Source organism: Pseudoalteromonas sp. P1-16-1b (genome assembly GCF_001401785.1).
In the GTDB taxonomy this organism is placed as follows: Bacteria; Pseudomonadota; Gammaproteobacteria; order Enterobacterales; family Alteromonadaceae; genus Pseudoalteromonas; species Pseudoalteromonas undina.
Genome location: NZ_LKGQ01000024.1, coordinates 37,186 through 58,678 on the forward strand (window position 1 = coordinate 37,186; position 21,493 = coordinate 58,678).

Below are 21,493 nucleotides of genomic sequence, written 5' to 3' on the forward strand. Positions count from 1 at the left end.
TGTGCAATTTAAAGATACAATTACCTTAGCATTTAGTGGCGCATCAGGCGCACCATATGGGTTAAGGCTGTTGGAAGTGTTACTTGAACAACAATTTCAAGTGTATGTGCTTATCTCAAGTGCCGCGCGCGTAGTTTTTGATACCGAGTCCAATATAAAGCTATCAGGGAATGAAGATAAAGCTACCGAGCAGTTAAGTGCATTATTTAACGCCAAGCCTGAACAATTAAAGGTATTTGGCAAAGATAACTGGTTCAGTCCGGTGGCTTCGGGCTCAGCAGCACCGAAAAAAATGATAGTATGTCCATGTAGTGCCGGGTCTGTGTCTGCGATTGCAGTCGGCGCATCAGATAACTTATTAGAGCGCGCTGCCGATGTGGTGATAAAAGAGCGAGGTCAACTTATTTTAGTCCCTCGAGAAACTCCGTTTAGCGAAATTCACTTAGAAAATATGCTTAAATTGTCGCGTTTAGGGGTCACTATCATGCCCGCTGCACCTGGTTTTTATCATCAACCACAAAGCATAGAAGACTTAGTTGATTTTATGGTGGCGCGAATTTTAGATCATTTAAATATTGAACATAATCTCACAAAGCGCTGGGGTTATGGTGAGGGTAAGAAATGAATAAGCAAAACATTGCTTTAAATATTGAAGGCCTTACCAAGGTTTACAAAAATGGGGTTGAGGCAGTAAAAGGCGTTGATTTACAAGTGCATGAAGGTGACTTTTTTGCACTGCTTGGTCCAAATGGGGCGGGTAAATCAACCACTATTGGGGTGATATCTTCTTTAGTTAATAAGACCAAAGGTAAAGTTGAAGTATTTGGTCATGATATTGATACCGACCTAGAAGCAGCGAAAGCTAACTTAGGTTTAGTGCCGCAAGAGTTTAACTTTAGCCAGTTTGAAACCCTAAGCCAAATACTCGTTAATCAAGCAGGTTATTATGGTGTACCGCGCGGCGAAGCGCACAAACGTGCTGACAAGTACTTAGCACAGCTAGGGTTACTTGAGAAAAAAGATAAGCAAGCGCGTACCCTTTCTGGTGGTATGAAGCGTCGTTTGATGATTGCACGCGCCTTAATGCATGAACCAAAGTTACTTATTTTAGATGAACCAACAGCGGGCGTTGATATAGAGCTGCGCCGCTCAATGTGGGACTTTTTAAGGCAAATTAACGAACAAGGTGTGACCATTATTTTAACCACTCACTACCTTGAAGAAGCCGAATTACTGTGTAAAAACATCGCTATAATTGATACCGGTCGCATAGTTGAAAACACCACCATAAAAGCCTTGTTAGCTAAATTAGACAAAGAAACCTTTGTATTGGATTTAAAACAGCCTACCAAACCGGTGACGCTTGAGGGGTATAATTTCACTATGACTGATGAGCACACCATTGAAGTTGAAGTGGCTAAATCACAAGGGCTCAATGCTGTATTTAGCGCGTTAACCGAACAAGGAAATACTGTGCTAAGCATGCGTAATAAAGCAAATCGATTAGAAGAATTATTTGTAGGTTTATTAGAGCAAGGGCGGGGCGAATAAATGTTTAAATATGGCGTAGCCTTAAAAAGTATTTGGATTAAAGAGTGTATTCGTTTTTTGCGTATTTGGGTGCAAACCTTAGTACCGCCTGCGATTACTATGAGCTTATATTTTGTTATTTTTGGAAATTTAATAGGCTCGCGTATTGGCGATATGGGCGGCTTTAGTTACATGGAGTTTATTGTTCCTGGCCTTATTATGATGTCAGTTATAACAAACTCTTACTCGAATGTGGCTTCGAGCTTTTACTCAACTAAGTTTCAAAAAAGTATTGAAGAGTTATTGGTTGCACCTGTGCCTAATTACATCATTGTGTTGGGTTATATGGGCGGAGGCATGACCCGTGGCATTATGGTCGGCTTTATTGTAACGTGCGTTTCTTTATTTTTTGTAGATATACAAATACATAATATTTTTGTGATTATAGCCACTGTTATTCTTACCTCGGCGGTGTTTGCCTTGGGCGGATTAATCAACGCTATTTATGCAAACAGCTTTGATGACATAAGCATTATTCCGACCTTTATTTTAACGCCTCTAACTTATTTAGGCGGAGTGTTTTACTCAATCACTTTACTGCCTGATTTTTGGCAAATGGTGTCGCAAATAAATCCTATTATTTATATGGTTAACGCATTCAGATACGGATTCTTAGGCGTTTCTGATGTTGATTTAACGGTTGCGATTGCGGTGTTGTTGGTGTTTATCAGCGTATTATTTACTTTAGCACTGACGCTAATTAAAAAAGGTGTGGGGTTAAGACACTAATGAGCGATGCAAATTCACGTAGTATTGTATCTAATCAAGCGGGACTTCATGAAAAGCTTGATGAAATAGTTAATAAACACTTACAAGCCGAGTTTAAAAAGCCAATTGCAGCGCATACTCAAACCGCATTTGATGAAGTTAATGCTAAGGTGCAAGCCTTTGATGGACCGCTTATTCTAGACTCCTGTTGTGGCGTTGGCGAAAGCACTGCTAATTTAGCGAAACGTCATCCTGATGCGTTAGTTGTGGGCATTGATAAGTCATCTCACCGACTTGATAAGCATGATGTTGAGTATAAACAAACTGAGAGTGGTCAATACATTTTGGTGCAAGCTGACTTAAATGATTTTTGGCGTTTAGCTGTCGCTGCTAATTGGCGGCCTACTCATCATTATTTGCTATATCCAAACCCGTGGCCTAAGTCTAAGCACATTCAGCGGCGCTGGCATGGGGCGGCTATCTTCCCCTTTATTGTTAAATTAGGTGGTTTGCTTGAAGTGCGCAGTAACTGGGATATCTATGTTAAAGAGTTCGCCAGAGCGCTCGAGTTAGCTGGGTATCCTTGTCAAACCGCGTTGTTTGAATCAGATGAAGCAATTACTCCTTTTGAGCGTAAGTACTGGGCCAGTGGTCAGCAAAGCCACCGACTAGCCATTAATATTAATAACTAATTCATTGCTTTTTTAAAGTCAGTAACATGTGGCGTTGGTTTGCCAAGGAAACTACCTTGCATCAGCGTCACATTTAGTTGGCTGAGTAACTCTGCAACCGTATTACTTTCTACCGCTTCAACAACCAATTCAAGTTCAAGCTGCTGGGCTATATCAGTGATGTAGGATATAAATAGCGACGTATTTGCATCATTTAATAGCTGCTTTGTGATTGCACCATCGAGTTTTATACCATCAACCTCCACTTTTAAAGTATTAAGAGTATTAATAAACTCATTACCCCAGCAGTGCATCACCACCTTTGCCCCCTTACTTTTTACCATTGCGATAAATGACTTTATTTCATAGTAATGTGAAATAACCTGCGACTCTAAAATCGAAATAGTAATGTTTTCAGGATTAGGGTAGCGATGAAGCTCATACGCAATATGATCATAAATAGTGGGATCTGCAATGTTTTCAGCGCACAGCGTTAACTCCCAACAAATTGCTGATTTACGAAAACGTGAAACACATTGAGTAAACAGTGCATGGGTTAACATGCCATTCATACGCAGTCTATTTAGTGCATTTGCAAAGGTATCAGGGGTTAAAATCTCCCCTTGTGAAGTGACTATTCTCGGTGAGCAATCATACCTAATAACTTCATCGGTATGAGTATTTATAACCGGCTGAAAGTAAGGAACAACACGATGAGCATCAAATGCTTCACGAATTTCTTTTGCTATTTCAACATTATATAAATATAGAGATTTAGCGTCATTAATTGCCTCACAGTAGTTAACTATGCTCTGATCGCCCTGCTTAGATTGCAGTAACGCAATATGAGCATTCTTAAGCAGTAATGACTTATTGCCTCTAGCTACACCAGCGTTAAGTGTAATATAAATAAAAGGCTGATTTAAAAACGGTATATTTTTATTATGCGATTGTATGATGCTATATAGCTCATCAAAGGGAGTTTCTTTATCAGTCAAAATAGCGAGTTTATTAGTTGCAATACGATAAATACGTGCGTGCAAACGGGCTTGCTGCTTAAAGTGAGTGAGCAGTTTTTTCATCACTTCATCGGCTGTTTTTGTGCCAAAAAAACGGCTGATATTATCAATTTCGTTCACTAAAATAATCGCAATTTGTAAATGATGTTCATTGCTTTTTTTTAGCCGTTTTTCTAAGGCAATATGATTTTCGAATCCGCTTGCATGGTCGCTCATTAATGAACGACGTACTCCATAGTAATAAAGAGTATAAACTATTAATAAAATAATAATTACGCAGCAAAAATGAAACATAGATTGATATAAGTCTGTTTTTAACGCATTGCTAATTTTATCAACGCTAATATCTGCAGCTGTAATATAGGTTCTGCCATTTTTTGCCAGATGAGGAATATATACTGTTTTAGAATGGCCGCGATGCGCTGTTGAGGTTTCAAAAATAGGGGCCGTTGATAAAAATGCAGCCATAGTTATTGGCGTGGCTTCGGGATAAAGATCTAAAAACTGAGTAACTTTACCGTTATTTTGATCATCTTGAGTGTAGCTAGAGGCAGTAAAATAAACATTTTCATCAATCAGTACCATTGAATATAAATAATCTATATTTAAATCATTGGCCAATGCCGAAAGCTGGTCGGCTTTATTTTGATAGCTTGAAAAGCTAATTTCTTGCGCTACTTTATCGTGATAATCACTACCTAAAATGTACTTTACGCTGGTGGCTGCATTTAATAAACGATTATCAATGCTGCGTATCACATCATTATTGATGGCAGTGTAGGTGTAGTAACTGTAGATTATTAAGCTGACTAAAAAAAAGACGGTACCGAGCGCCAACCGAGTTAATTTTAGATTTCCTTTTAGCATGTAACATCCTTATTTTTTGTTAGATTTATTATACTTAAAAATTATAAATGCCCAATATTTTAATTACCCTTTGTACTAAATATAAAAAATAGTGAAATGTTATCTATTTTGTATTGTCTTTTATGGCTTAAAACGAGACATTTTTGTCATATTGCAGTAAAGTTAGCGCAATTTTTTAGAAATGCCGTTGCTTAAAAACACCTTAAATTAGCGTGTTTTACAAACTAACAGGTGTTTTAGTCACACACTAGGTATGAAGATGGATCAAAAGCGTTGTGCCGTCGCCTCTAAAGAAAGCCTCAAACGGATATTTACCGTTCCAGAGGCCCCTGACTCAACTTTGAGCAAAATAGAGCTTGAAATTTCGAGTAATTTAGCAGGTTTCTTAAACGAAAATATCGCGGCAATTGAAAAACCATTACATGAAATAGAAAAAGATTTTCAATCGGCGGCTATCCCTGAAGAGCCAACGTTTGTGTCTTGCTATGCCCAAGATATTATGGAGCAGCTGGTTGCTCATTCTGTACATACCGCAGCGCCAAGCTTTATTGGTCACATGACATCTGCTCTGCCACATTTTTTACTGCCGTTATCGAAATTAATGGTTGGGCTAAATCAAAACCTTGTAAAAATAGAAACCTCAAAAGCGTTTACCCCATTAGAGCGTCAAGTTTTAGGAATGATGCATCATTTAGCTTATGGACAAAATGATGGCTTTTATTCTAAATGGATGCACAGTGCAAAAACCTCTTTAGGAGCATTTTGCTCTGGTGGCACAGTAGCTAACATTACAGCACTTTGGATTGCCCGCAACCGCTTATTGAAAGCGGATGGCAACTTTAAAGGCATTGCTGCACAAGGTTTAGTGGCGGGAATGCTCCACTATGGTTACAAAGGACTGGCGGTTTTAATCTCTGAGCGAGGTCATTACTCATTAGGCAAATCGGTTGATTTATTAGGTATTGGCCGTGAGAATTTAATTGGTATTAAAACATCGGCTGATAATAAAGTTGATGTAGCTGCTATGCGAGAAAAAGCGCTAGAGCTTGAAGCGCAAGGCATTAAAGTGATGGCAATTATTGGTGTAGCCGGAACGACTGAAACTGGTAATATCGATCCACTTGAAGACATGGCTAATTTAGCACAAGAGATTAATTGCCACTTTCATGTTGATGCGGCGTGGGGCGGAGCTACTTTACTCTCTAATACCCATAGGCACCTTTTAAAAGGTATTGAGCATGCAGATTCAATCACCATTGATGCGCATAAACAAATGTATGTACCGATGGGGGCAGGTTTGGTGCTGTTTAAAGACCCTGCAGCAACTGATGCCATCGAACACCATGCTGAGTATATTTTACGTAAAGGCTCTAAAGATTTAGGCAGCCATACCCTTGAGGGAAGCCGCCCTGGTATGGCGATGTTAGTGCATGCTTGCTTACGTGTTATTGGTCGTAAAGGCTATGAAATGCTTATCGATCGCAGTATTAAAAAAGCACGTTACTTTGCTGATTTGATAAAAGCAGATGAAGACTTTGAATTAATATCAGAACCTGAGCTATGTTTGCTAACTTATCGTTATGTCCCTAAGCAAATTAAAAATGCGATAGCACAGGCCGACGCACAAACCCGTTTAGATATCTTTGCCGCGCTTAATCGTTTTACTGCAAGCATGCAAAAACGTCAACGTGAATCAGGTCGCTCGTTTGTATCGCGTACACGTTTAACGCCAGTTCAATATGATAACCAACCAACCGTGGTATTTAGAGTGGTGCTTGCGAATCCGCTTACATCAGGTGCAATATTAAAAGAGATATTAGAAGAGCAGAAAGAACTAGCTCAAACCGACCCTGTATTTAAAAAGTATTTACGAAAATATATGTAACCATAAATGCTATAAAAAAGACGCTTAATAGCGTCTTTTTTGTTACTGATTAAAAGCAACTCGCCTTTATGAGGTTGCTGATAATTTGTTGCGAAGGCTTTATTTTTTCCATCGCTAAATATTCATCGGGCTGATGCGCTTGGTTAATTGAACCCGGTCCCATGACGATGGTTTCACAACCCAGTTGTTGTATAAATGGTGCCTCAGTACAGTAATTAACAGCCACCGCTTTTTGCCCTGCTATATTTTCGGCTAGTTTAACTAACGCGCTGTCTGTGCTTCCTGTAAATGCTGGAATTGGCTCATGTAAATCAATCACACTGACCGAATTAGGGTATTGCTGATTTATATCGTAGGTTGCATCAAGCAGCAATGCTTGCAGCTCTTGTACACTTAAGCCAGGAAGAGGGCGTATATCAATGTGCATTTCACAGCAACCGCAAATCCGATTTGCATTATCGCCCCCATGAATATTACCTAAATTGAGCGTTGGGTGAGGAATTTCAAAGTGATTTATTGAATATTTATTCTCAAGTTGTTCTTTTAAGATTAGCAATTTTGTAATCACTTTATGCATCACTTCGATGGCGTTAAGACCCCGTTCGGGATCTGAGCTATGTCCTGAACGGCCGACAACTCTTATTGCTGTACTCATATGACCTTTATGAGTAAATACTGGCGTCATATCAGTAGGTTCACCAATAATACAGCGACTTGGCTTTAAATTTGGGTGCTTACAGATTTGTTGTGCGCCAGCCATAGTGGTTTCTTCGTCTGCGGTGGCTAATATTAAAATTGGTTGTGTTTGTTGCTTTTCATCAAGCTCACTAATAGCCTGCAGTACAAAAGCAAAAAAACCTTTCATATCAATGCTACCTAAGCCAAATAGTTTGTTATCTCGCTCAGTTAATTTAAATGGGTTGTGATTCCAACGACTATCATCAAATGGCACCGTATCAGTGTGACCTGCCAGCATTAAACCGCCGTCGCCTTGACCGCGTTTTGCTAATAAGTTGTAGCGACCTTTGTTGCCTTCTAACTCTATTATTTCACAGGTAAAACCTAAGCTTTGACACCATTGCGCTAGGAGTTCAATGACACTTTTATTACTCATACATAAATGATCTTCAATGGCACTGATAGAGGGGGCAGCAATCAATTGCTGGTACATCGAAATAAATGACGGCAGAGACATAAAAAGTTCCAAAATAAGTATTCATTTTAATTGCATAACAATATAAAAGTATTTATGATGAATATCAATTCACTTTTTAAGCATAAATATATTAAAGTTACGCCATGAAAATAATACGACGATAGTTATCACTCATAAATTTAATCTGTTTGGCTGGGTTATACCCTAGTGTAAACAAACAACATGGAATGTGGTCACTAATTTTAGATAAAGAGTAAATAATGAACGTAGTAATTATAGGTGCCAGCGGTTACAGCGGCGCAGAACTGGCTAGCTTAGTAGCAAAACATCCAACTCTTTCGCTAACTGGTTGTTATGTATCAGCGCAAAGTTTAGATAAACATAAATTGCTTAGTGAATTGTATCCTGAGCATTTAGGATTACTTGATTTACCTCTGCAGCCACTAAATGAACATGCACTTGCTGATATCACTCATTCAGCAGATTACGTTTGTCTGTGCACCGATCATAAAGTAAGTGTGGATTTAGCGCCTCAGTTTTTAGCGATGGGCAAAAAGGTATTTGACCTTTCCGGTGGCTATCGTCTTGCAAGTAATGATGATTACGTTACTTATTATGGTTTTGAACACCAACATCCAGAACTACTTAATCAAGCGGCTTATGGTCTTGCTGAATGGAATAGTAAAGCCATTACTGATGCTCAGTTAATTGCTGTTGCTGGCTGCTATCCAACGGCTGCATTAAATGCATTAAAGCCTCTTCAACAAGCGTGCTTGTTGAGTGATGAAAAAATTATTATTAATGCGGTTTCTGGCGTAACTGGCGCAGGGCGAAAAGCCAGCATCGGTACGCATTTTTGTGAGGTATCACTTGCACCCTATGGTTTGTTTAATCACCGTCACGGGCCTGAAATACAACAGCACCTAGGTCATGAGGTGTTATTTACTCCTCATTTAGGTAATTTCCCGCGCGGTATTTTAGAAACTATTTATGTGCAATTAAAGCCGGGTGTGGCCTGTGAGCAAGTAGCTAAAGCTTATCAAGTATTGGCTGATGAGCCATTAATTCGTTTGCTTGGCAGCAAAATCCCTTCGATTAAAGGGGTGGCCAAACAACCTTATGTAGATATTGCGTGGCAGCAGCAAGGCTCACAGTTAATAGTAATGGCAGCAATTGACAACTTATTAAAAGGGGCAGCTGGTCAGGCCTTGCAATGTATTAATTTATCAATGGGGCTTCCCCACACTACAGGTCTAATAGGAGCGTTTAGATGAGCAGTAAAACGTGGGTTATTAAACTCGGTGGTGCAGTACTCAATACTGAAAATGCCGCTAAAGCATTATTTGAAATACTCAACGAGCAAGATGATGCTCAGTTTGTGATTGTGCATGGTGGTGGCTCATTAGTTGATAGCTGGTTAAAAGAGGCTGGTTTTGCCAGTGCTAAACACCAAGGTTTACGTATTAGCCCTAAAGAACAGATGCCTTATATTGTTGGAGCCCTTGCGGGTGCGGCAAACAAACAACTCATGGCGCAAGCAATTAGTGTTGGTCATAAGCCGGTGGGGTTAAGTTTATATGAAGCAGGGATCACCGCCTCGCAAAAATTAAAAGCATTGGGTCAAGTAGGTCAATGTCACAACAATGCTGATTCTATTATTAATGATTTACTCAGTGCTGGCCGGTTACCAATCATCAGTTCTATCGGCTTTGATGAGCAGGGCTTGTTATACAACGTTAATGCCGATGAAGCAGCCGCCGCAATGGCTAATAATTTAAATGCAGAACTTATTTTTATGACAGACGTAGAGGCGGTACTTGATGCCAATAAGCAGCCTTTACATCAACTTGACACAAAACACATTGATACTTTAATTGCAGAGGGAGTAATTGTGGGCGGGATGGAGGTCAAAGTTAAGACCAGTCTTCACGCTGCCCAACATTTACGACGCGGTGTGTACATTTCCAGCTGGCAAAAGCCAGAAAACTTAACTGCTTTGCTGCAAGGCGAGCATGTCGGAACTAAAGTAACACCATAGGTTGAACATGTTTAAAGATTTTTTAACGGGTCTAGAATTAGACCAACAAGGCGCACTAAATTTATTAAAGTTAGCGCAAGATATTAAAGAAAGCCCGAGTAAATATAGCCAAGTACTAGCTGGTAAGTCAGTGGTTACTTTGTTTGAAAAGCAAAGTTTACGTACTCGCCTTTCATTTGATATTGGTATAAACCGTTTAGGGGGCCATGCGGTTTACCTTGACCAACAAAATGGTGCAATGGGCGCCCGTGAATCAATAAAAGATTTTGCCTTAAATATTTCGACTTGGGCAGACGGGATTGTTGCGCGGGTTAATCAGCACAGTACGTTAACGACACTCGGTGAGTATTCATCCGTTCCTGTTATTAATAGTTTGTGTGATTTATATCACCCATGCCAAGCATTAGCTGATTTTTTAACGCTACAAGAAGTACATGGTGATGTTAGCCAGTTAAAGCTTGCCTATCTAGGTGAGGGCAATAATGTAACGCACTCATTAATGCTATTAGCCGCTACTTTAGGAACAGACTTTGTCGCTGTAACACCAAAAGGCAGCTCACCTGATTCGCAAGTGCTTAAAAAAGCAGAGCAAATAGCATCGATGAATGGCGCTTCTGTCATGGTAAGTGACAGGGTTGAGGCTGCAGTTGGCGCTAATGTTGTTTACGCCGATACCTGGGTATCAATGGGGGATACAACTCCTCTTGAGCAAGTAAAAGAAAAATACATGCCTTATCAATTAAACCAGGCATTGTTAGAAAAAACCGGTGCAACTACGGTATTACATTGCCAACCGGCACACCGTGAGTTTGAAATTACTTCTGAGGTAATGGATGGCCCTGCATCAAAAATTATACAGCAAGCAGAAAACCGCATGCATGCGCAAAATGCGCTATTAGTTACATTGTTAAATCCAAATTTTGTTAAGGAACACCTATGAGTTCAATTAAAAAAGTCGTTTTAGCCTATTCAGGTGGTCTTGATACATCGGCTATCGTGCCATGGTTAAAAGAGAACTACGGCTGTGAAGTTATTGCCTTTGTTGCCGATGTTGGCCAAGGCGCTGAAGAACTTGAAGGCGTAGAAGCTAAAGCTATAGCGTCTGGTGCATCTGAGTGTTACGTGGTTGATTTAAAAGATGAGATGGTAAGCGATTATATTTACCCAACGCTTAAAACGGGTTCTATATATGAAGGGACTTATTTACTTGGTACCTCTATGGCGCGTCCAATCATTGCTAAAGCGCAAGTTGAAATTGCACGTAAAGTAGGTGCCGATGCACTTTCTCATGGCTGTACGGGTAAAGGTAACGACCAAGTACGTTTTGAGTCATGTTTTGCCGCACTCGCACCTGATTTAAAAGTGATTGCGCCATGGCGTGAGTGGGATTTATCAAGCCGTGAATCATTGCTTGATTACCTAGCTGAACGTGACATTCCATGTTCTGCGTCAGCAACTAAAATTTACAGTCGTGATGCTAACGCATGGCATATTTCTCACGAAGGCGGTGAACTTGAAGACCCTTGGTGTGAACCAAGTGAGCAAGTATGGACCTGGACTAATTCACCAGAGCAAGCACCTGATAAAGCTGAACACGTCACTTTATCGGTTGTTGAAGGTGAAGTAGTTGCTGTAAATGGCGAAGAGCTTAAACCTTATGATTGTTTAGTTAAATTAAACGATATTGCATCACCTCATGGTGTGGGCCGTGTCGATATTGTAGAAAACCGTTTAGTTGGCATGAAATCGCGTGGTTGTTATGAAACGCCAGGCGGTACTGTGATCATGGCAGCGCTGCAAGCTATTGATGAGTTAGTACTTGATAAAGCGAGCCGTAAATGGAAAGAAGTACTCGGTGGTGAATTTTCACACTTAGTCTACGACGGTCGTTGGTTTACGCCGCTAAAAGATTCTATCTTAGCCGGTGCAGAAGCGCTGTCTACACTAGCAACGGGTGAAGTGGTACTTAAGCTTTATAAAGGTCAAGTGACAGCGGTTCAGAAAAGATCACCTAATAGCTTATACAGCGAAGATTTTGCTACCTTTGGTGAAGACGATGTTTATGACCAATCGCACGCAGAAGGCTTTATTCGTTTATTCTCGCTATCAAGCAGAATTTCAGCATTAGCTAAAAAGTAATTTTTTATGCCCCTTGGAATTAAGGGGCTATTATCGGGTTTGGAGAAATTTCATGGCATTATGGGGCGGACGTTTTTCTACGGGTCCAGATGAAGCGTTTAAACAGTTTAACGATTCACTTCCCTTCGATTATCAATTAGCAGAGCAAGATATAATTGGCTCTGTTGCATGGGCTGGTGCACTTGAACAAGTAAGCGTGTTATCTAGTGATGAGCACAAAAAGCTGGTATCGGCACTTTATGAGTTACTTGAAGAGGTAAAAGCAGACCCAATGGCTGTAGCTACCTCAGGTGCAGAGGATATTCACTCGCATGTTGAAGCTGCACTAATTGAAAAAGTAGGTGATTTAGCTAAAAAGTTACACACAGGCCGAAGCCGTAACGACCAAGTTGCTACCGACTTTAGACTCTGGTGCCGCGATACCGCCGATCATATTTTAAAAGCAATTGCGCAACTTAAAGCTGAGTTTATTGGCTTAGCTGAACGTGAGCTTGGCACAATATTACCAGGTTATACCCACTTACAACGTGCACAACCGGTGTTATTTAGCCATTGGTGTATGGCTTATGTAGAAATGCTTGAGCGTGATGAAAGTCGATTACAAGATGCCCAAGCACGAATGAATTATTGCCCACTCGGCAGTGGCGCTCTTGCAGGCACTGCATACCCGATTGACCGCCATGCACTTGCACAAGGGCTAGGATTTACTGGCGCGACTAAGAATAGTTTAGATGGCGTATCTGATCGTGATTTTGTGGTTGAGCTATTAAGCTGCGCGTCTATTTCTATGATCCACTTATCGCGGATGTCTGAAGACCTGATTTTTTATAACTCAGGCGAAGCTGGCTTTATTGAACTGGCCGATAATGTGACCTCGGGTTCATCTTTAATGCCACAGAAAAAAAACCCAGATGCATTAGAGCTAATTCGTGGTAAAACTGGCCGGGTGTTTGGTGCGTTTAGCGCAATGATGATGACCTTAAAAGCACTGCCACTTGCTTACAATAAAGATATGCAAGAAGACAAAGAAGGCATTTTTGATGCCATGCCAACATGGCTTGCGTGTATTCATATGGCACAAGCGTGTATCAAAGGTATAAAAGTGAAAGCAGATAAAACCCTTGCAGCGGCAAAAGGTGGCCACGCGAATGCAACCGAACTTGCTGATTACTTAGTCGCTAAAGGAGTGCCGTTCAGAGAAGGGCATCATATTGTTGGGGTGTTGGTGCAATTAGCTATTAGTGAAGGTAAAACGTTAGAGGAGCTTTCACTAGAGCAGTATAAATCAGTAAATCCAGTGTTTGAAGATGACGTGTATCCGGTACTTGAAATTGACGCCTGTATAAAAGCACGCCAAGCGCTTGGCGGTACATCACTAGAGCAAGTAAGCAAAGCGGTGAAAGACGCGAAAAAAAAACAGCAAATAACGGTTCGTGATGCCAACTTAGATGACGTAGAAGCAATTGCTAAACTCGTACAGCACTGGGCAACAGTCGGCGAAAACTTACCGCGAGCTAAAAGTGATATGGTGCACTCAATTAATGAGTTTGCCGTAACTGAGATAGACGGTCAGGTATCGGGTTGTGCTTCATTATACATTTACGACACAGGATTAGCTGAAATACGTTCATTAGGTATTGATCCTAAAAGCGCAGTAACGGGGCAGGGACGAGAACTGGTTGAACACTTATTAGTGAAAGCCAAAAAATTGGCACTTAATCGTGTCATTGTTCTGACTCGTGTACCTGACTTTTTCGAAAATCAGCGGTTTAGTTTCTGTAATAAAGAGAGCCTACCTGAAAAAGTAATGAAAGATTGCGAGCTATGTTTACGCAAAGAAAACTGTGATGAAGTCGCAATGGAATATATGTTAAAGCCAAGTAATAGCATGGAGATCCCCTGTAAAAACGTGGCTTGAGCAATCCCTAGGATAAAAAACGCACGGTGACCCCGATGCGTTTTTTTTTGAGTAAAATAAAATAATTTTTTAATTAATATACTATTAATTTAAAGTTGGCATATCGTTTGCTTTTATTATTCTGTAGCGTGTTGTTGAGTCAATTAAACAACGTAGGCAATGCGTTACTGCAGTTATTTAGTAACTGCTTCAGGTGGTGTGATTTAAATTTGCGCCAATAATAAATTTAATACTCAAAAGGATTAATCACATGCAAATTTCAGCGAACAGCCAAGTACAAATGCAAGCATACAATAAAACGCAACAATTAAAGCCTGCAATGGAACAAACTGCTAGCCCTAAAACCCTACAATCTGATACAGTAAGTATCTCTCAAGAGGCAATGAATGCTGCAGGTGCAGATCTTCAGCGAGGCGGTGCTATTGTTGTTCCTGTCAAACCAAAGTGATAATTAAGGTCTTTGATGTTTTTAACTGAGTTTTTTGGGTTGTTCTCCCTATCCGCTTTTTTGATGTGGGGTTTCTTAATGGCTTTTTTCTTTAATGTGTTTGTATACACTTTAGAAGTAAAAAGAGGTACAACCCTATTGCTCAGTTCATTTGTGATGATGGTATCTTATACCTTATCTGATTACTTCTTTACTTGGTTGTCTATTCAAAACACACTGTATCTTGATTGGGCTTTATATGACTTTGCAACGATTGCAGGCCTGATCTTAGTTTATATTTTTATCAGAAAAACAACACCTTCTTTTTTATATTTAGTTCTGGGGCTATCGATAAATTCTATTTTCTTTTTATGTATGTATTTAGATATGTATGTATATAAGAATCAAGAACCTTGGTTTTTTTGGGATGTTTACACATTTACAGTTAATCTTATTGATTTAATTATGATCATTGTTCTAATTGTAGATAGAGACTTCCTTGGTCTTCATAAATTAAAAAACAAATTCTTCAAAGGCTCAAATATTCAACCTGAAAACAATTTTTCATAAACATGTATATAAGCTATACCCTTGGTGAATATGTAAGCGCATTCATTCAGTGGGGCTTTTTAATGGCTTTTCTGTATTGTTTAGTTAAAAGTATCAATACGCCATATAAATCCTCCCTATATTTAGCTGTAATAATGCTGTGCTCATATGTATTAAGTGATTATTTATACATAGTAAAACATGTTTATCTCAATTGGATATTTTACGATTTTTTAACCATTGCTTTTATTATTCTTGCGATTAAAAAAGCTTTAGTCACTCCCTCTTTACCTGCATATCTCATCATTACAGGCTTAACCATAAATAGTGTATTAGTTGGTTTTATTTATTATGATTTATATATTCTTGGGAATACTCAAGAGTGGTGGTTTTGGAGTTTTTACTCTATTTCTATAAATTTAATTGACATATTAATGATAGCTTCTTTGGTAATAAACCTAGATCCCAAAAATATAAATCGATATACAAAGACCATAACACTAATAGATAAAAGCGGTGTTTCAAATGGATGACTTCTTGCTCAACCCATATGTATCGCTTTACCTAGGTGCATTTGTTCAATGGGGTTTTTTAATGGCTTTTTTATACTCATTAGTAACGAGTATAAATAAACCCAAAAAAGAGGCATTATGGCTGTCGCTAATTATGTCAGTTTCATATTCTTCAAGCTTGTTTATTGATATTCAAAATATTTCTTACATGCAACTCTTACTTTTCGACCTAATGACTATTTTAGTTATTTTGGTTGTAAGTAACTTCTTAAGTAAAAGCATTATATCTTCTTATCTATTATTAGGGCTAAGCATAAACTCACTGTTATTTTTTGGCATGCATCTGGATGTACTTGTTTTTAGTAACAGCTCACCATGGTGGTTCTGGTCATTTTATTCTTTGGGAATTAATCTGATGGATTTCATGATGATAGCTGTTTTCTTTATCAATAAAGACTTTTTAGGGCTAATGAAACTTAAAGGTCGTTTATTTAGATCTCGCGCTGAGTTTAAAAGCCTATAATGACGGATCTATTATGGCTACTTGTTAAAGTTGGCGAGAATTTAGGTAATTTTATATTGTGGCTATTTTTAATCGCTTTTCTATTTAACCTTTCTTCGAGCATTAATAAACAAGATAAAAGCTTACTGCATATTTCATTTATAATGATGATCTCGTATTTTCTAAGTGCATTTTTAAGCCTCGAAACTTCTACGTATAAAGATTATTTCATATTTGATCTCACAACTATTTTGATACTTTTTTTGTGGCGAAAAATAACGTTGCAAAACACGCCTATTGCTTTTTATTACTTAATTCTGGGGTTGGGAGTTAATACCTGTTTATTTTTGGGGATGCATTATGATGTTCAAGTTAAAGGGAACATTGATTACTGGTGGTTTTGGGCTGTATACGGGTTTGGCGTTATTCTCTTTGATTTTATAATGGCCTTGGCACTATTTATCAATAAAGATTTTTTGGGCTTAGTGAGGCTTAAGAACGTTCTGTTTCTAGCAAGAGCGAAGCTACCTAGCGCAATGTAATGATACGCTAGGTGTTGTGTTTAATGCTTGGTTTTCCCCAGTCTTGATTGCAGCGCCTTCATTACTATGGTGTCAACAAACTCACTCACATCGCCGTTATGGCGTGCTACTTCTTTTACTAGCGTTGATGATATAAAGGTATTACGCTCGGCGGGCGTTAAAAATACGCTTTCTAAATCAGGGTTTAAACGGCGGTTCATATTCGCGAGCTGAAACTCGTAATCAAAATCAGAAACCGCTCTTATGCCTCTAATCAATACATTTGCATTATGGTCGCGAGCCAGATCTGCGAGTAGCCCTGAAAAGCCAATGACTTTTACATTATCTAAATGGCTTAAAATTTCATTTGCTAAATCAACGCGTTCTTCTAAAGTAAAACACGGTTTTTTACTCGGGTTATGAGCAATAGCAACAATAACGGTATCGAACATTTTAGCCGCACGCTGAATTAAATCAGTGTGGCCGTTGGTAAGAGGGTCAAATGTGCCTGGGTAGATTGCGGTCACTTTCATAATATTTACTGTGTTATTATTTTTAGCCGTAGTGTAGCAGTGTTTAGTGTGCAAAGCAGCCTTGTAAGTAAATTGTGAAGAACTTCATGCCTTGATTGTTTTAACGCTGACTATTTGTTTATACTAGCGGATTGTTTTAATGCAGCATCGTATTTTCGAAAATTGAGTAATGAGTATATGAATACCAAGGATAAAATAATTCAAACCAGTATTTCATTGTTTAATGAACATGGTGAAAGAGCAATATCAACTAATCATATTGCATCGAGTTTAGGCATGAGTCCGGGTAATCTTTACTACCACTTTAAAAATAAAGAAGACATTATTCGCCATATATTTGCACTTTATCGTGATCATTTAAGTACTCACTTTAAGCCAGTTGATAAAGGCGATGATGCATTTAGTCATCTTGGCCCTTATTTAGATTCTTTGTTTGAATTAATGTGGCGCTATCATTTTTTTTACGACAATCTTGGTGATATTCTCGCTCGCGATAGCCATTTAAAGCAGGGTTACATTGATTTTCAGCAGGAGCTACTTGAGCAAGTACGCAACATTATTTTGGCCTTGCGGGATAGTGAAATTATTGCCATTGATGAACAAGATGCCATCGAGCTTGCTCATACACTAAAATTAACAGTCAGCTTTTGGACACCCTATATGAAAGCAAGAAGACTAAGTGGTGTGCTGGTTGAGCAAGATATTTACCCTGGCATTGTAAAAGTACTGACTTTATTTAAGGCTTACAGTACAGAAAAAAGCGCAAATAAAATTAATCAGTTAAGAGACAAGTACGCACTTTTAGCAAATGCTGCCCCCCAGAATCCTTAAGCCTGTTGAGTTGGTTAGTTCCTAGGCGTTAAATTTTTTGCTATAATTCGCCGCGCCCAATGCCTGGGTGCGCGAATTCCCGCAGTCTAAGAGTTGAACTATGCTTAAATTTATCGTCAAACTTCACCCTGAAATAGCCATCAAAAGCCGTTCAGTCCGTAAACGCTTTACCAAAGTGTTAGAAAATAACATTAAAATTGTATTGCGTCGTGTTGACGAAAAAGTACAAGTACGTAATAACTGGGATAATATTTCAGTTGTTACAAAACTAGATGATGCTCAAACTCGCCTTGATTTTATTGATAGCTTGCAGCGCATTCCTGGCATCGTACAGTTTATTGAAGTAACCGAAACAGACTTTAAAACCCTTGATGACATCTATCAAAAAACCATTGCGTTAGTTGGCCACACTATTATTGGTAAAACCTTTTGTGTACGTGCTAAGCGCATAGGTCAACATGATTTTACTTCAACTGAATTAGAGCGCTACGTTGGTGGCGGGCTTAATCAACATGTTGAAGGAGCTCGAGTAAAGCTAAGCCGCCCTGAGGTAACAATTCGTTTAGAAATTAAAGACGAAAAAGCCTACATAGTGACGCAAACCCATTTAGGAATGGCGGGCTTTCCACTGCCAACACAAGACGATGTATTATCGCTTATGTCTGGTGGATTTGATTCTGGCGTTGCCAGTTATCAGATGATCCGTAAAGGCGCTCGTACACACTTTTTATTCTTTAACTTAGGTGGTGCTGCCCATGAAATTGGGGTTAAGCAAGCGAGCTACTATCTATGGAAACAATACAGCTCTACACATAAAGTTAAGTTTATTACTGTTGATTTTGAACCGGTTGTTGCTGAAATTTTAGAAAACGTTGAGAACAGCCAAATGGGTGTTGTGCTTAAACGTATGATGATGCGAGCGGGTAGTGCCGTTGCTGAAAAACTAAATATTCAAGCTTTGGTAACGGGTGAAAGTATAGGTCAGGTGTCTAGCCAAACCTTAGCTAATTTAAGCGTGATTGACCGTGTAACCGAGACGCTGATTTTACGCCCACTTATCCAACATGATAAGCAAGAGATCATTAATATAGCGCGCCAAATAGGTACTGCAGAAATGGCTGAGACGATGCCTGAATACTGTGGTGTGATCTCTAAAAAGCCGACGGTTAAAGCCAAAATTGAAGTCATTAAAGCAGAAGAAGAGAAGTTTGATTTTGACGTATTAGATACCGTTATTGATAACGCCCGTGTTATGGATGTGCGCGATATCGATGTTGAAGCTAAGCAAGAGCTTAAAGAAGCTGAGTCAGTTACAGAGTTACCAGAGGGAGCGGTTGTTGTTGATATTCGCTCACCTGAGGAAGAAGATGTCGCTCCGCTTGAAATTGATGGTATTGAAGTTATTCATTTACCGTTTTTCCGTTTAGCAACTAAGTTTGGTGATTTACCTAAAGATAAAGACTATTACTTATATTGTCAAAAAGGGGTAATGAGCCAGTTACAAGCGCTTATTCTTCACGAAGAAGGCTTTACCACTGTAAAAGTCTATCGTCGTTAATGGCTAAATATTTTAAAAGCGCGGATTTATTCCGCGCTTTTTTTTGCCAAAATTTCAGCGAGTAAAGCGTCGTTATACGGGGTCGCAATATTATGTTGCTTGCCTTGTTCACTAATATAACCACAAATTGCCATGATCTCAGTTTGCCTATTATGCAAAACGTCTTGATGCATAGATGAGTAATTCTCTGCGGTTAAACTCATCACCTTATAGGCGCGCTCGAGGGCATCAATAAGCTTAATATTAAGTTTAAGCGCGGTCGCAGTGTGGCACGCTTCAGTTAATAAATTAATAATTGAGCTATTGAACTGTGGCGCACGCAACTGGCCGTTTTTTATATTGTACAGAGCGGTTAATGGGTTTATAGCAATATTAACCAGTAGCTTTTCAAACCGCAGTTGCTCAATATTGTTGCTGACAATTAATTGCGGAATAGTGTGTAATTGTACACTAAGCTGTTGAATATTTTGCATAGCTAGTTGATTACAGCCCCCTAATACACTTTGCCCATTTCCGGTATGCTGCACAATATTAGGGTTTGATTTGAACCCAGCCATGCTGGTGGTTAAAAAGTACAACGACTGCTGCTTTGTTAACTGTTCATTTAATTGTTCAACATTACCCATGCCATTATGGCTTAATACAATATGAGTACTCTTGCCTAGAAAAGGTTTTACTTGGGCGTAGGCTTGTTGCACTGCAAACGCTTTAACAGTGAATAAAACAATTTCAAATTCAGGAGCTTGAGCTAATTGCTGTTGTGAGATGAAAGTAGCGTTAATTTTTTCCGAAGGAGCATCACCACAGCTATAAAAGCGCGTATTGACTGTGCCCTTTTTGGTAAGAACATAAACTGTGTGATATTTAGCTAAGAAATGACTAAATAACAAGCCTATAGCACCATCACCAACAACGAGTAAGTTAGCCATAATGCTTCTTTTTACGCAGTGTTAATAGGGCTTTAGCTAAAAAATAGCTTGCCGCACCAATAAAATCGGCAACAAAATCGGCCAGTGATGCTTGTCTGTAAGGAAGGCTATCTTGCATAATTTCTATTGCGGCACCATAACCGGCTAACAGTAATATTTGTGCATATAAAGGTAGTTTAAAGGCTTTATCCATAATAATGGCAAGTAAAAAGAAAATACCAAAATGCGCCACTTTATCTACATGCGGAAATAAGTTTGCAGCGCCTTTTACCTCTTTAGCAAATAAGAAGGTAAATGCGACAATACTAATCAAAAAAATAGCTTGGTAAACACGCCTCGTCACGAAGAATCCTAAAATCGTATAAAAAAGAAGCCTCAGTATATCAAACTAAATTAGTATCGCACCTGAACAAGATGCAGAAAAGTGTAAAGATTTATCATTTTAACGTTATAATTGCCGCATAAAATTAAGATTAGCTAGTTAGGAGAACATCATGCCTTCATTTGATATTGTATCTGAAGTAGAAATGAACGAAGCACAAAACGCGGTTGATAATGCCAATCGTGAATTAGAGACACGATTTGATTTTAGAGGGGTCGATGCCTCAATTGAATTAAACGATAAAACAATTAAATTAAAAGCTGAAGCAGATGCTCAGGTTATGCAGTTGTTTGATATTTTAGCTGGGAAAGTTTCTAAGCGTGGAATGGACGTTGCGAGCCTAGAACTACAAGAGATTTCTCGCGCAGGCAAAAATGTTTTTCGTAACGTTGCACTAAAGCAGGGTATCGAAAAAGATATGGCTAAAAAAGTAGTAAAAGCCATTAAAGATTCTAAAGTAAAAGTGCAAGCGGCTATTCAAGGCGAAGAAGTACGCGTAACGGGCAAAAAGCGTGATGACTTACAAGCTGCTATGCAAGTTGTACGCACTGCCGATTTAGGTCAGCCATTTCAGTTTAAAAACTTCCGCGATTAATTTATTGTTTCGAGCTAGGCACTATAGGCGCTTAGTTCAAAGCAACATGTATTTAGCCAAACACGCTATATTGTTTGGCTTTTTTATTTTTGAATCTATGATAATTACCGAACCCCGAACCCCGAACCCCGAACCCCGAACCCCGAACCCCGAACCCCGAACC

The 21,493-nt window shown here is 39.1% G+C and carries 22 protein-coding genes; 17 read left to right on the forward strand and 5 right to left on the reverse strand.

Features of this window, described 5'->3' with window-relative positions:
• Position 1 precedes the first annotated feature (1 nt).
• Genes AN392_RS15190 through AN392_RS15205 form a run of 4 tightly spaced genes read left to right on the forward strand, consistent with a single transcriptional unit; the run spans position 2 to position 2,990 of the window.
• Positions 2-625, forward strand: a complete 624-nt coding sequence (locus tag AN392_RS15190) for a flavin prenyltransferase UbiX (protein WP_055013178.1) — start codon at positions 2-4, stop codon at positions 623-625.
• Entirely contained in the window at positions 622-1,551 is a 930-nt protein-coding gene (locus AN392_RS15195; protein ID WP_055013179.1) for an ABC transporter ATP-binding protein, read from the forward strand. Before AN392_RS15190 ends, AN392_RS15195 begins: the two co-directional genes overlap by 4 nt.
• Positions 1,552-2,319, forward strand: a complete 768-nt coding sequence (locus tag AN392_RS15200; protein ID WP_010391022.1) for an ABC transporter permease — start codon at positions 1,552-1,554, stop codon at positions 2,317-2,319. It abuts the gene before it with no gap.
• The gene (locus AN392_RS15205) at positions 2,319-2,990 is read left to right on the forward strand and encodes a tRNA (guanosine(46)-N(7))-methyltransferase TrmB (protein WP_033104026.1); all 672 of its coding nucleotides are present in this window, start codon (positions 2,319-2,321) and stop codon (positions 2,988-2,990) included. Before AN392_RS15200 ends, AN392_RS15205 begins: the two co-directional genes overlap by 1 nt.
• Here AN392_RS15205 and AN392_RS15210 read toward each other — a convergent pair.
• Positions 2,987-4,855 (reverse strand): GGDEF domain-containing protein, encoded by a 1,869-nt coding sequence (locus AN392_RS15210; protein WP_055013180.1) that lies wholly within the window; start codon positions 4,853-4,855, stop codon positions 2,987-2,989. The genes AN392_RS15205 and AN392_RS15210 overlap by 4 nt on opposite strands.
• Before the next feature lie 259 nt (positions 4,856-5,114).
• Between AN392_RS15210 and panP the strand changes: the two genes are divergently transcribed.
• A complete protein-coding gene (gene panP / locus AN392_RS15215; RefSeq protein ID WP_010391026.1) occupies positions 5,115-6,740 on the forward strand; it encodes a pyridoxal-dependent aspartate 1-decarboxylase PanP in 1,626 nt (541 codons plus the stop codon).
• Between the two features lie 49 nt (positions 6,741-6,789).
• Here panP and argE read toward each other — a convergent pair whose 3' ends face one another.
• Positions 6,790-7,935: an acetylornithine deacetylase gene (gene argE / locus AN392_RS15220; RefSeq protein ID WP_055013181.1), complete on the reverse strand. Its 1,146-nt coding sequence runs from the start codon at positions 7,933-7,935 to the stop codon at positions 6,790-6,792.
• 221 nt (positions 7,936-8,156) lie between these two features.
• Here argE and argC point away from each other — a divergent pair, with 221 nt between their 5' ends.
• The 9 genes from argC (at position 8,157) to AN392_RS15270 (ending at position 16,523) form a co-directional block, all read left to right on the forward strand.
• Positions 8,157-9,170 carry an N-acetyl-gamma-glutamyl-phosphate reductase gene (argC, locus tag AN392_RS15225; RefSeq protein ID WP_055013182.1) on the forward strand — a complete coding sequence of 338 codons (1,014 nt, stop codon included), beginning with the start codon at positions 8,157-8,159 and terminating at the stop codon, positions 9,168-9,170.
• Entirely contained in the window at positions 9,167-9,934 is a 768-nt protein-coding gene (gene argB / locus AN392_RS15230) for an acetylglutamate kinase (RefSeq protein ID WP_054201992.1), read from the forward strand. The genes argC and argB overlap by 4 nt, the downstream gene beginning before the upstream one ends.
• A gap of 7 nt (positions 9,935-9,941) precedes the next feature.
• Positions 9,942-10,874, forward strand: a complete 933-nt coding sequence (locus AN392_RS15235; RefSeq protein ID WP_055013183.1) for an ornithine carbamoyltransferase — start codon at positions 9,942-9,944, stop codon at positions 10,872-10,874.
• Positions 10,871-12,073, forward strand: a complete 1,203-nt coding sequence (locus tag AN392_RS15240) for an argininosuccinate synthase (RefSeq protein ID WP_055013184.1) — start codon at positions 10,871-10,873, stop codon at positions 12,071-12,073. The genes AN392_RS15235 and AN392_RS15240 overlap by 4 nt, the downstream gene beginning before the upstream one ends.
• 52 nt (positions 12,074-12,125) lie before the next feature.
• The gene (gene argH / locus AN392_RS15245) at positions 12,126-13,991 is read left to right on the forward strand and encodes an argininosuccinate lyase (protein ID WP_055013185.1); all 1,866 of its coding nucleotides are present in this window, start codon (positions 12,126-12,128) and stop codon (positions 13,989-13,991) included.
• A 250-nt stretch (positions 13,992-14,241) separates the two neighbouring features.
• Complete coding sequence (locus AN392_RS15250) at positions 14,242-14,439, forward strand: hypothetical protein (protein ID WP_055013186.1); 198 nt, start codon at positions 14,242-14,244, stop codon at positions 14,437-14,439.
• A gap of 15 nt (positions 14,440-14,454) precedes the next feature.
• Positions 14,455-14,988 (forward strand): hypothetical protein, encoded by a 534-nt coding sequence (locus AN392_RS15255; RefSeq protein ID WP_055013187.1) that lies wholly within the window; start codon positions 14,455-14,457, stop codon positions 14,986-14,988.
• 504 nt (positions 14,989-15,492) lie between these two features.
• Positions 15,493-16,002 carry a hypothetical protein gene (locus tag AN392_RS15265; RefSeq protein WP_055013189.1) on the forward strand — a complete coding sequence of 170 codons (510 nt, stop codon included), beginning with the start codon at positions 15,493-15,495 and terminating at the stop codon, positions 16,000-16,002.
• Positions 16,002-16,523: a hypothetical protein gene (locus AN392_RS15270; RefSeq protein ID WP_055013190.1), complete on the forward strand. Its 522-nt coding sequence runs from the start codon at positions 16,002-16,004 to the stop codon at positions 16,521-16,523. Before AN392_RS15265 ends, AN392_RS15270 begins: the two co-directional genes overlap by 1 nt.
• A gap of 20 nt (positions 16,524-16,543) precedes the next feature.
• On the opposite strand, the gene coaD is transcribed toward AN392_RS15270, so the two are convergent.
• Positions 16,544-17,035, reverse strand: coding sequence for a pantetheine-phosphate adenylyltransferase (gene coaD, locus AN392_RS15275; protein WP_024601870.1), 492 nt, complete (start codon positions 17,033-17,035; stop codon positions 16,544-16,546).
• 177 nt (positions 17,036-17,212) lie between these two features.
• Between coaD and AN392_RS15280 the strand changes: the two genes are divergently transcribed.
• Positions 17,213-17,866 carry a TetR/AcrR family transcriptional regulator gene (locus tag AN392_RS15280; RefSeq protein WP_055013191.1) on the forward strand — a complete coding sequence of 218 codons (654 nt, stop codon included), beginning with the start codon at positions 17,213-17,215 and terminating at the stop codon, positions 17,864-17,866.
• A gap of 100 nt (positions 17,867-17,966) precedes the next feature.
• On the forward strand, positions 17,967-19,424 hold the full coding sequence (thiI, locus tag AN392_RS15285; protein WP_055013192.1) for a tRNA uracil 4-sulfurtransferase ThiI: 1,458 nt from the start codon (positions 17,967-17,969) through the stop codon (positions 19,422-19,424).
• 26 nt (positions 19,425-19,450) lie between these two features.
• Here thiI and AN392_RS15290 read toward each other — a convergent pair whose 3' ends face one another.
• The gene (locus AN392_RS15290) at positions 19,451-20,353 is read right to left on the reverse strand and encodes a ketopantoate reductase family protein (protein WP_055013193.1); all 903 of its coding nucleotides are present in this window, start codon (positions 20,351-20,353) and stop codon (positions 19,451-19,453) included.
• A complete protein-coding gene (locus AN392_RS15295) occupies positions 20,346-20,696 on the reverse strand; it encodes a VanZ family protein (protein ID WP_008466003.1) in 351 nt (116 codons plus the stop codon). Before AN392_RS15295 ends, AN392_RS15290 begins: the two co-directional genes overlap by 8 nt.
• 151 nt (positions 20,697-20,847) lie before the next feature.
• Here AN392_RS15295 and AN392_RS15300 point away from each other — a divergent pair, with 151 nt between their 5' ends.
• Positions 20,848-21,330, forward strand: coding sequence for a YajQ family cyclic di-GMP-binding protein (locus AN392_RS15300; RefSeq protein ID WP_008113183.1), 483 nt, complete (start codon positions 20,848-20,850; stop codon positions 21,328-21,330).
• Positions 21,331-21,493 lie beyond the last annotated feature (163 nt).

Excerpts from the sequence above, each read along its gene's own strand:
- AN392_RS15205 (WP_033104026.1), top strand. The coding sequence starts at position 2,319 with ATGAGCGATGCAAATTCACGTAGTATTGTATCTAATCAAGCGGGACTT.
- argC (WP_055013182.1), top strand. The coding sequence starts at position 8,157 with ATGAACGTAGTAATTATAGGTGCCAGCGGTTACAGCGGCGCAGAACTG.
- AN392_RS15210 (WP_055013180.1), bottom strand. The coding sequence starts at position 4,855 with ATGCTAAAAGGAAATCTAAAATTAACTCGGTTGGCGCTCGGTACCGTC.
- AN392_RS15290 (WP_055013193.1), bottom strand. The coding sequence starts at position 20,353 with ATGGCTAACTTACTCGTTGTTGGTGATGGTGCTATAGGCTTGTTATTT.
- AN392_RS15235 (WP_055013183.1), top strand. The coding sequence starts at position 9,942 with ATGTTTAAAGATTTTTTAACGGGTCTAGAATTAGACCAACAAGGCGCA.
- AN392_RS15250 (WP_055013186.1), top strand. The coding sequence starts at position 14,242 with ATGCAAATTTCAGCGAACAGCCAAGTACAAATGCAAGCATACAATAAA.
- thiI (WP_055013192.1), top strand. The coding sequence starts at position 17,967 with ATGCTTAAATTTATCGTCAAACTTCACCCTGAAATAGCCATCAAAAGC.
- AN392_RS15280 (WP_055013191.1), top strand. The coding sequence starts at position 17,213 with ATGAATACCAAGGATAAAATAATTCAAACCAGTATTTCATTGTTTAAT.
- argH (WP_055013185.1), top strand. The coding sequence starts at position 12,126 with ATGGCATTATGGGGCGGACGTTTTTCTACGGGTCCAGATGAAGCGTTT.
- coaD (WP_024601870.1), bottom strand. The coding sequence starts at position 17,035 with ATGAAAGTGACCGCAATCTACCCAGGCACATTTGACCCTCTTACCAAC.
- AN392_RS15200 (WP_010391022.1), top strand. The coding sequence starts at position 1,552 with ATGTTTAAATATGGCGTAGCCTTAAAAAGTATTTGGATTAAAGAGTGT.
- AN392_RS15265 (WP_055013189.1), top strand. The coding sequence starts at position 15,493 with ATGGATGACTTCTTGCTCAACCCATATGTATCGCTTTACCTAGGTGCA.
- AN392_RS15240 (WP_055013184.1), top strand. The coding sequence starts at position 10,871 with ATGAGTTCAATTAAAAAAGTCGTTTTAGCCTATTCAGGTGGTCTTGAT.
- AN392_RS15300 (WP_008113183.1), top strand. The coding sequence starts at position 20,848 with ATGCCTTCATTTGATATTGTATCTGAAGTAGAAATGAACGAAGCACAA.
- argB (WP_054201992.1), top strand. The coding sequence starts at position 9,167 with ATGAGCAGTAAAACGTGGGTTATTAAACTCGGTGGTGCAGTACTCAAT.
- AN392_RS15195 (WP_055013179.1), top strand. The coding sequence starts at position 622 with ATGAATAAGCAAAACATTGCTTTAAATATTGAAGGCCTTACCAAGGTT.
- AN392_RS15255 (WP_055013187.1), top strand. The coding sequence starts at position 14,455 with ATGTTTTTAACTGAGTTTTTTGGGTTGTTCTCCCTATCCGCTTTTTTG.
- argE (WP_055013181.1), bottom strand. The coding sequence starts at position 7,935 with ATGTCTCTGCCGTCATTTATTTCGATGTACCAGCAATTGATTGCTGCC.
- AN392_RS15270 (WP_055013190.1), top strand. The coding sequence starts at position 16,002 with ATGACGGATCTATTATGGCTACTTGTTAAAGTTGGCGAGAATTTAGGT.
- panP (WP_010391026.1), top strand. The coding sequence starts at position 5,115 with ATGGATCAAAAGCGTTGTGCCGTCGCCTCTAAAGAAAGCCTCAAACGG.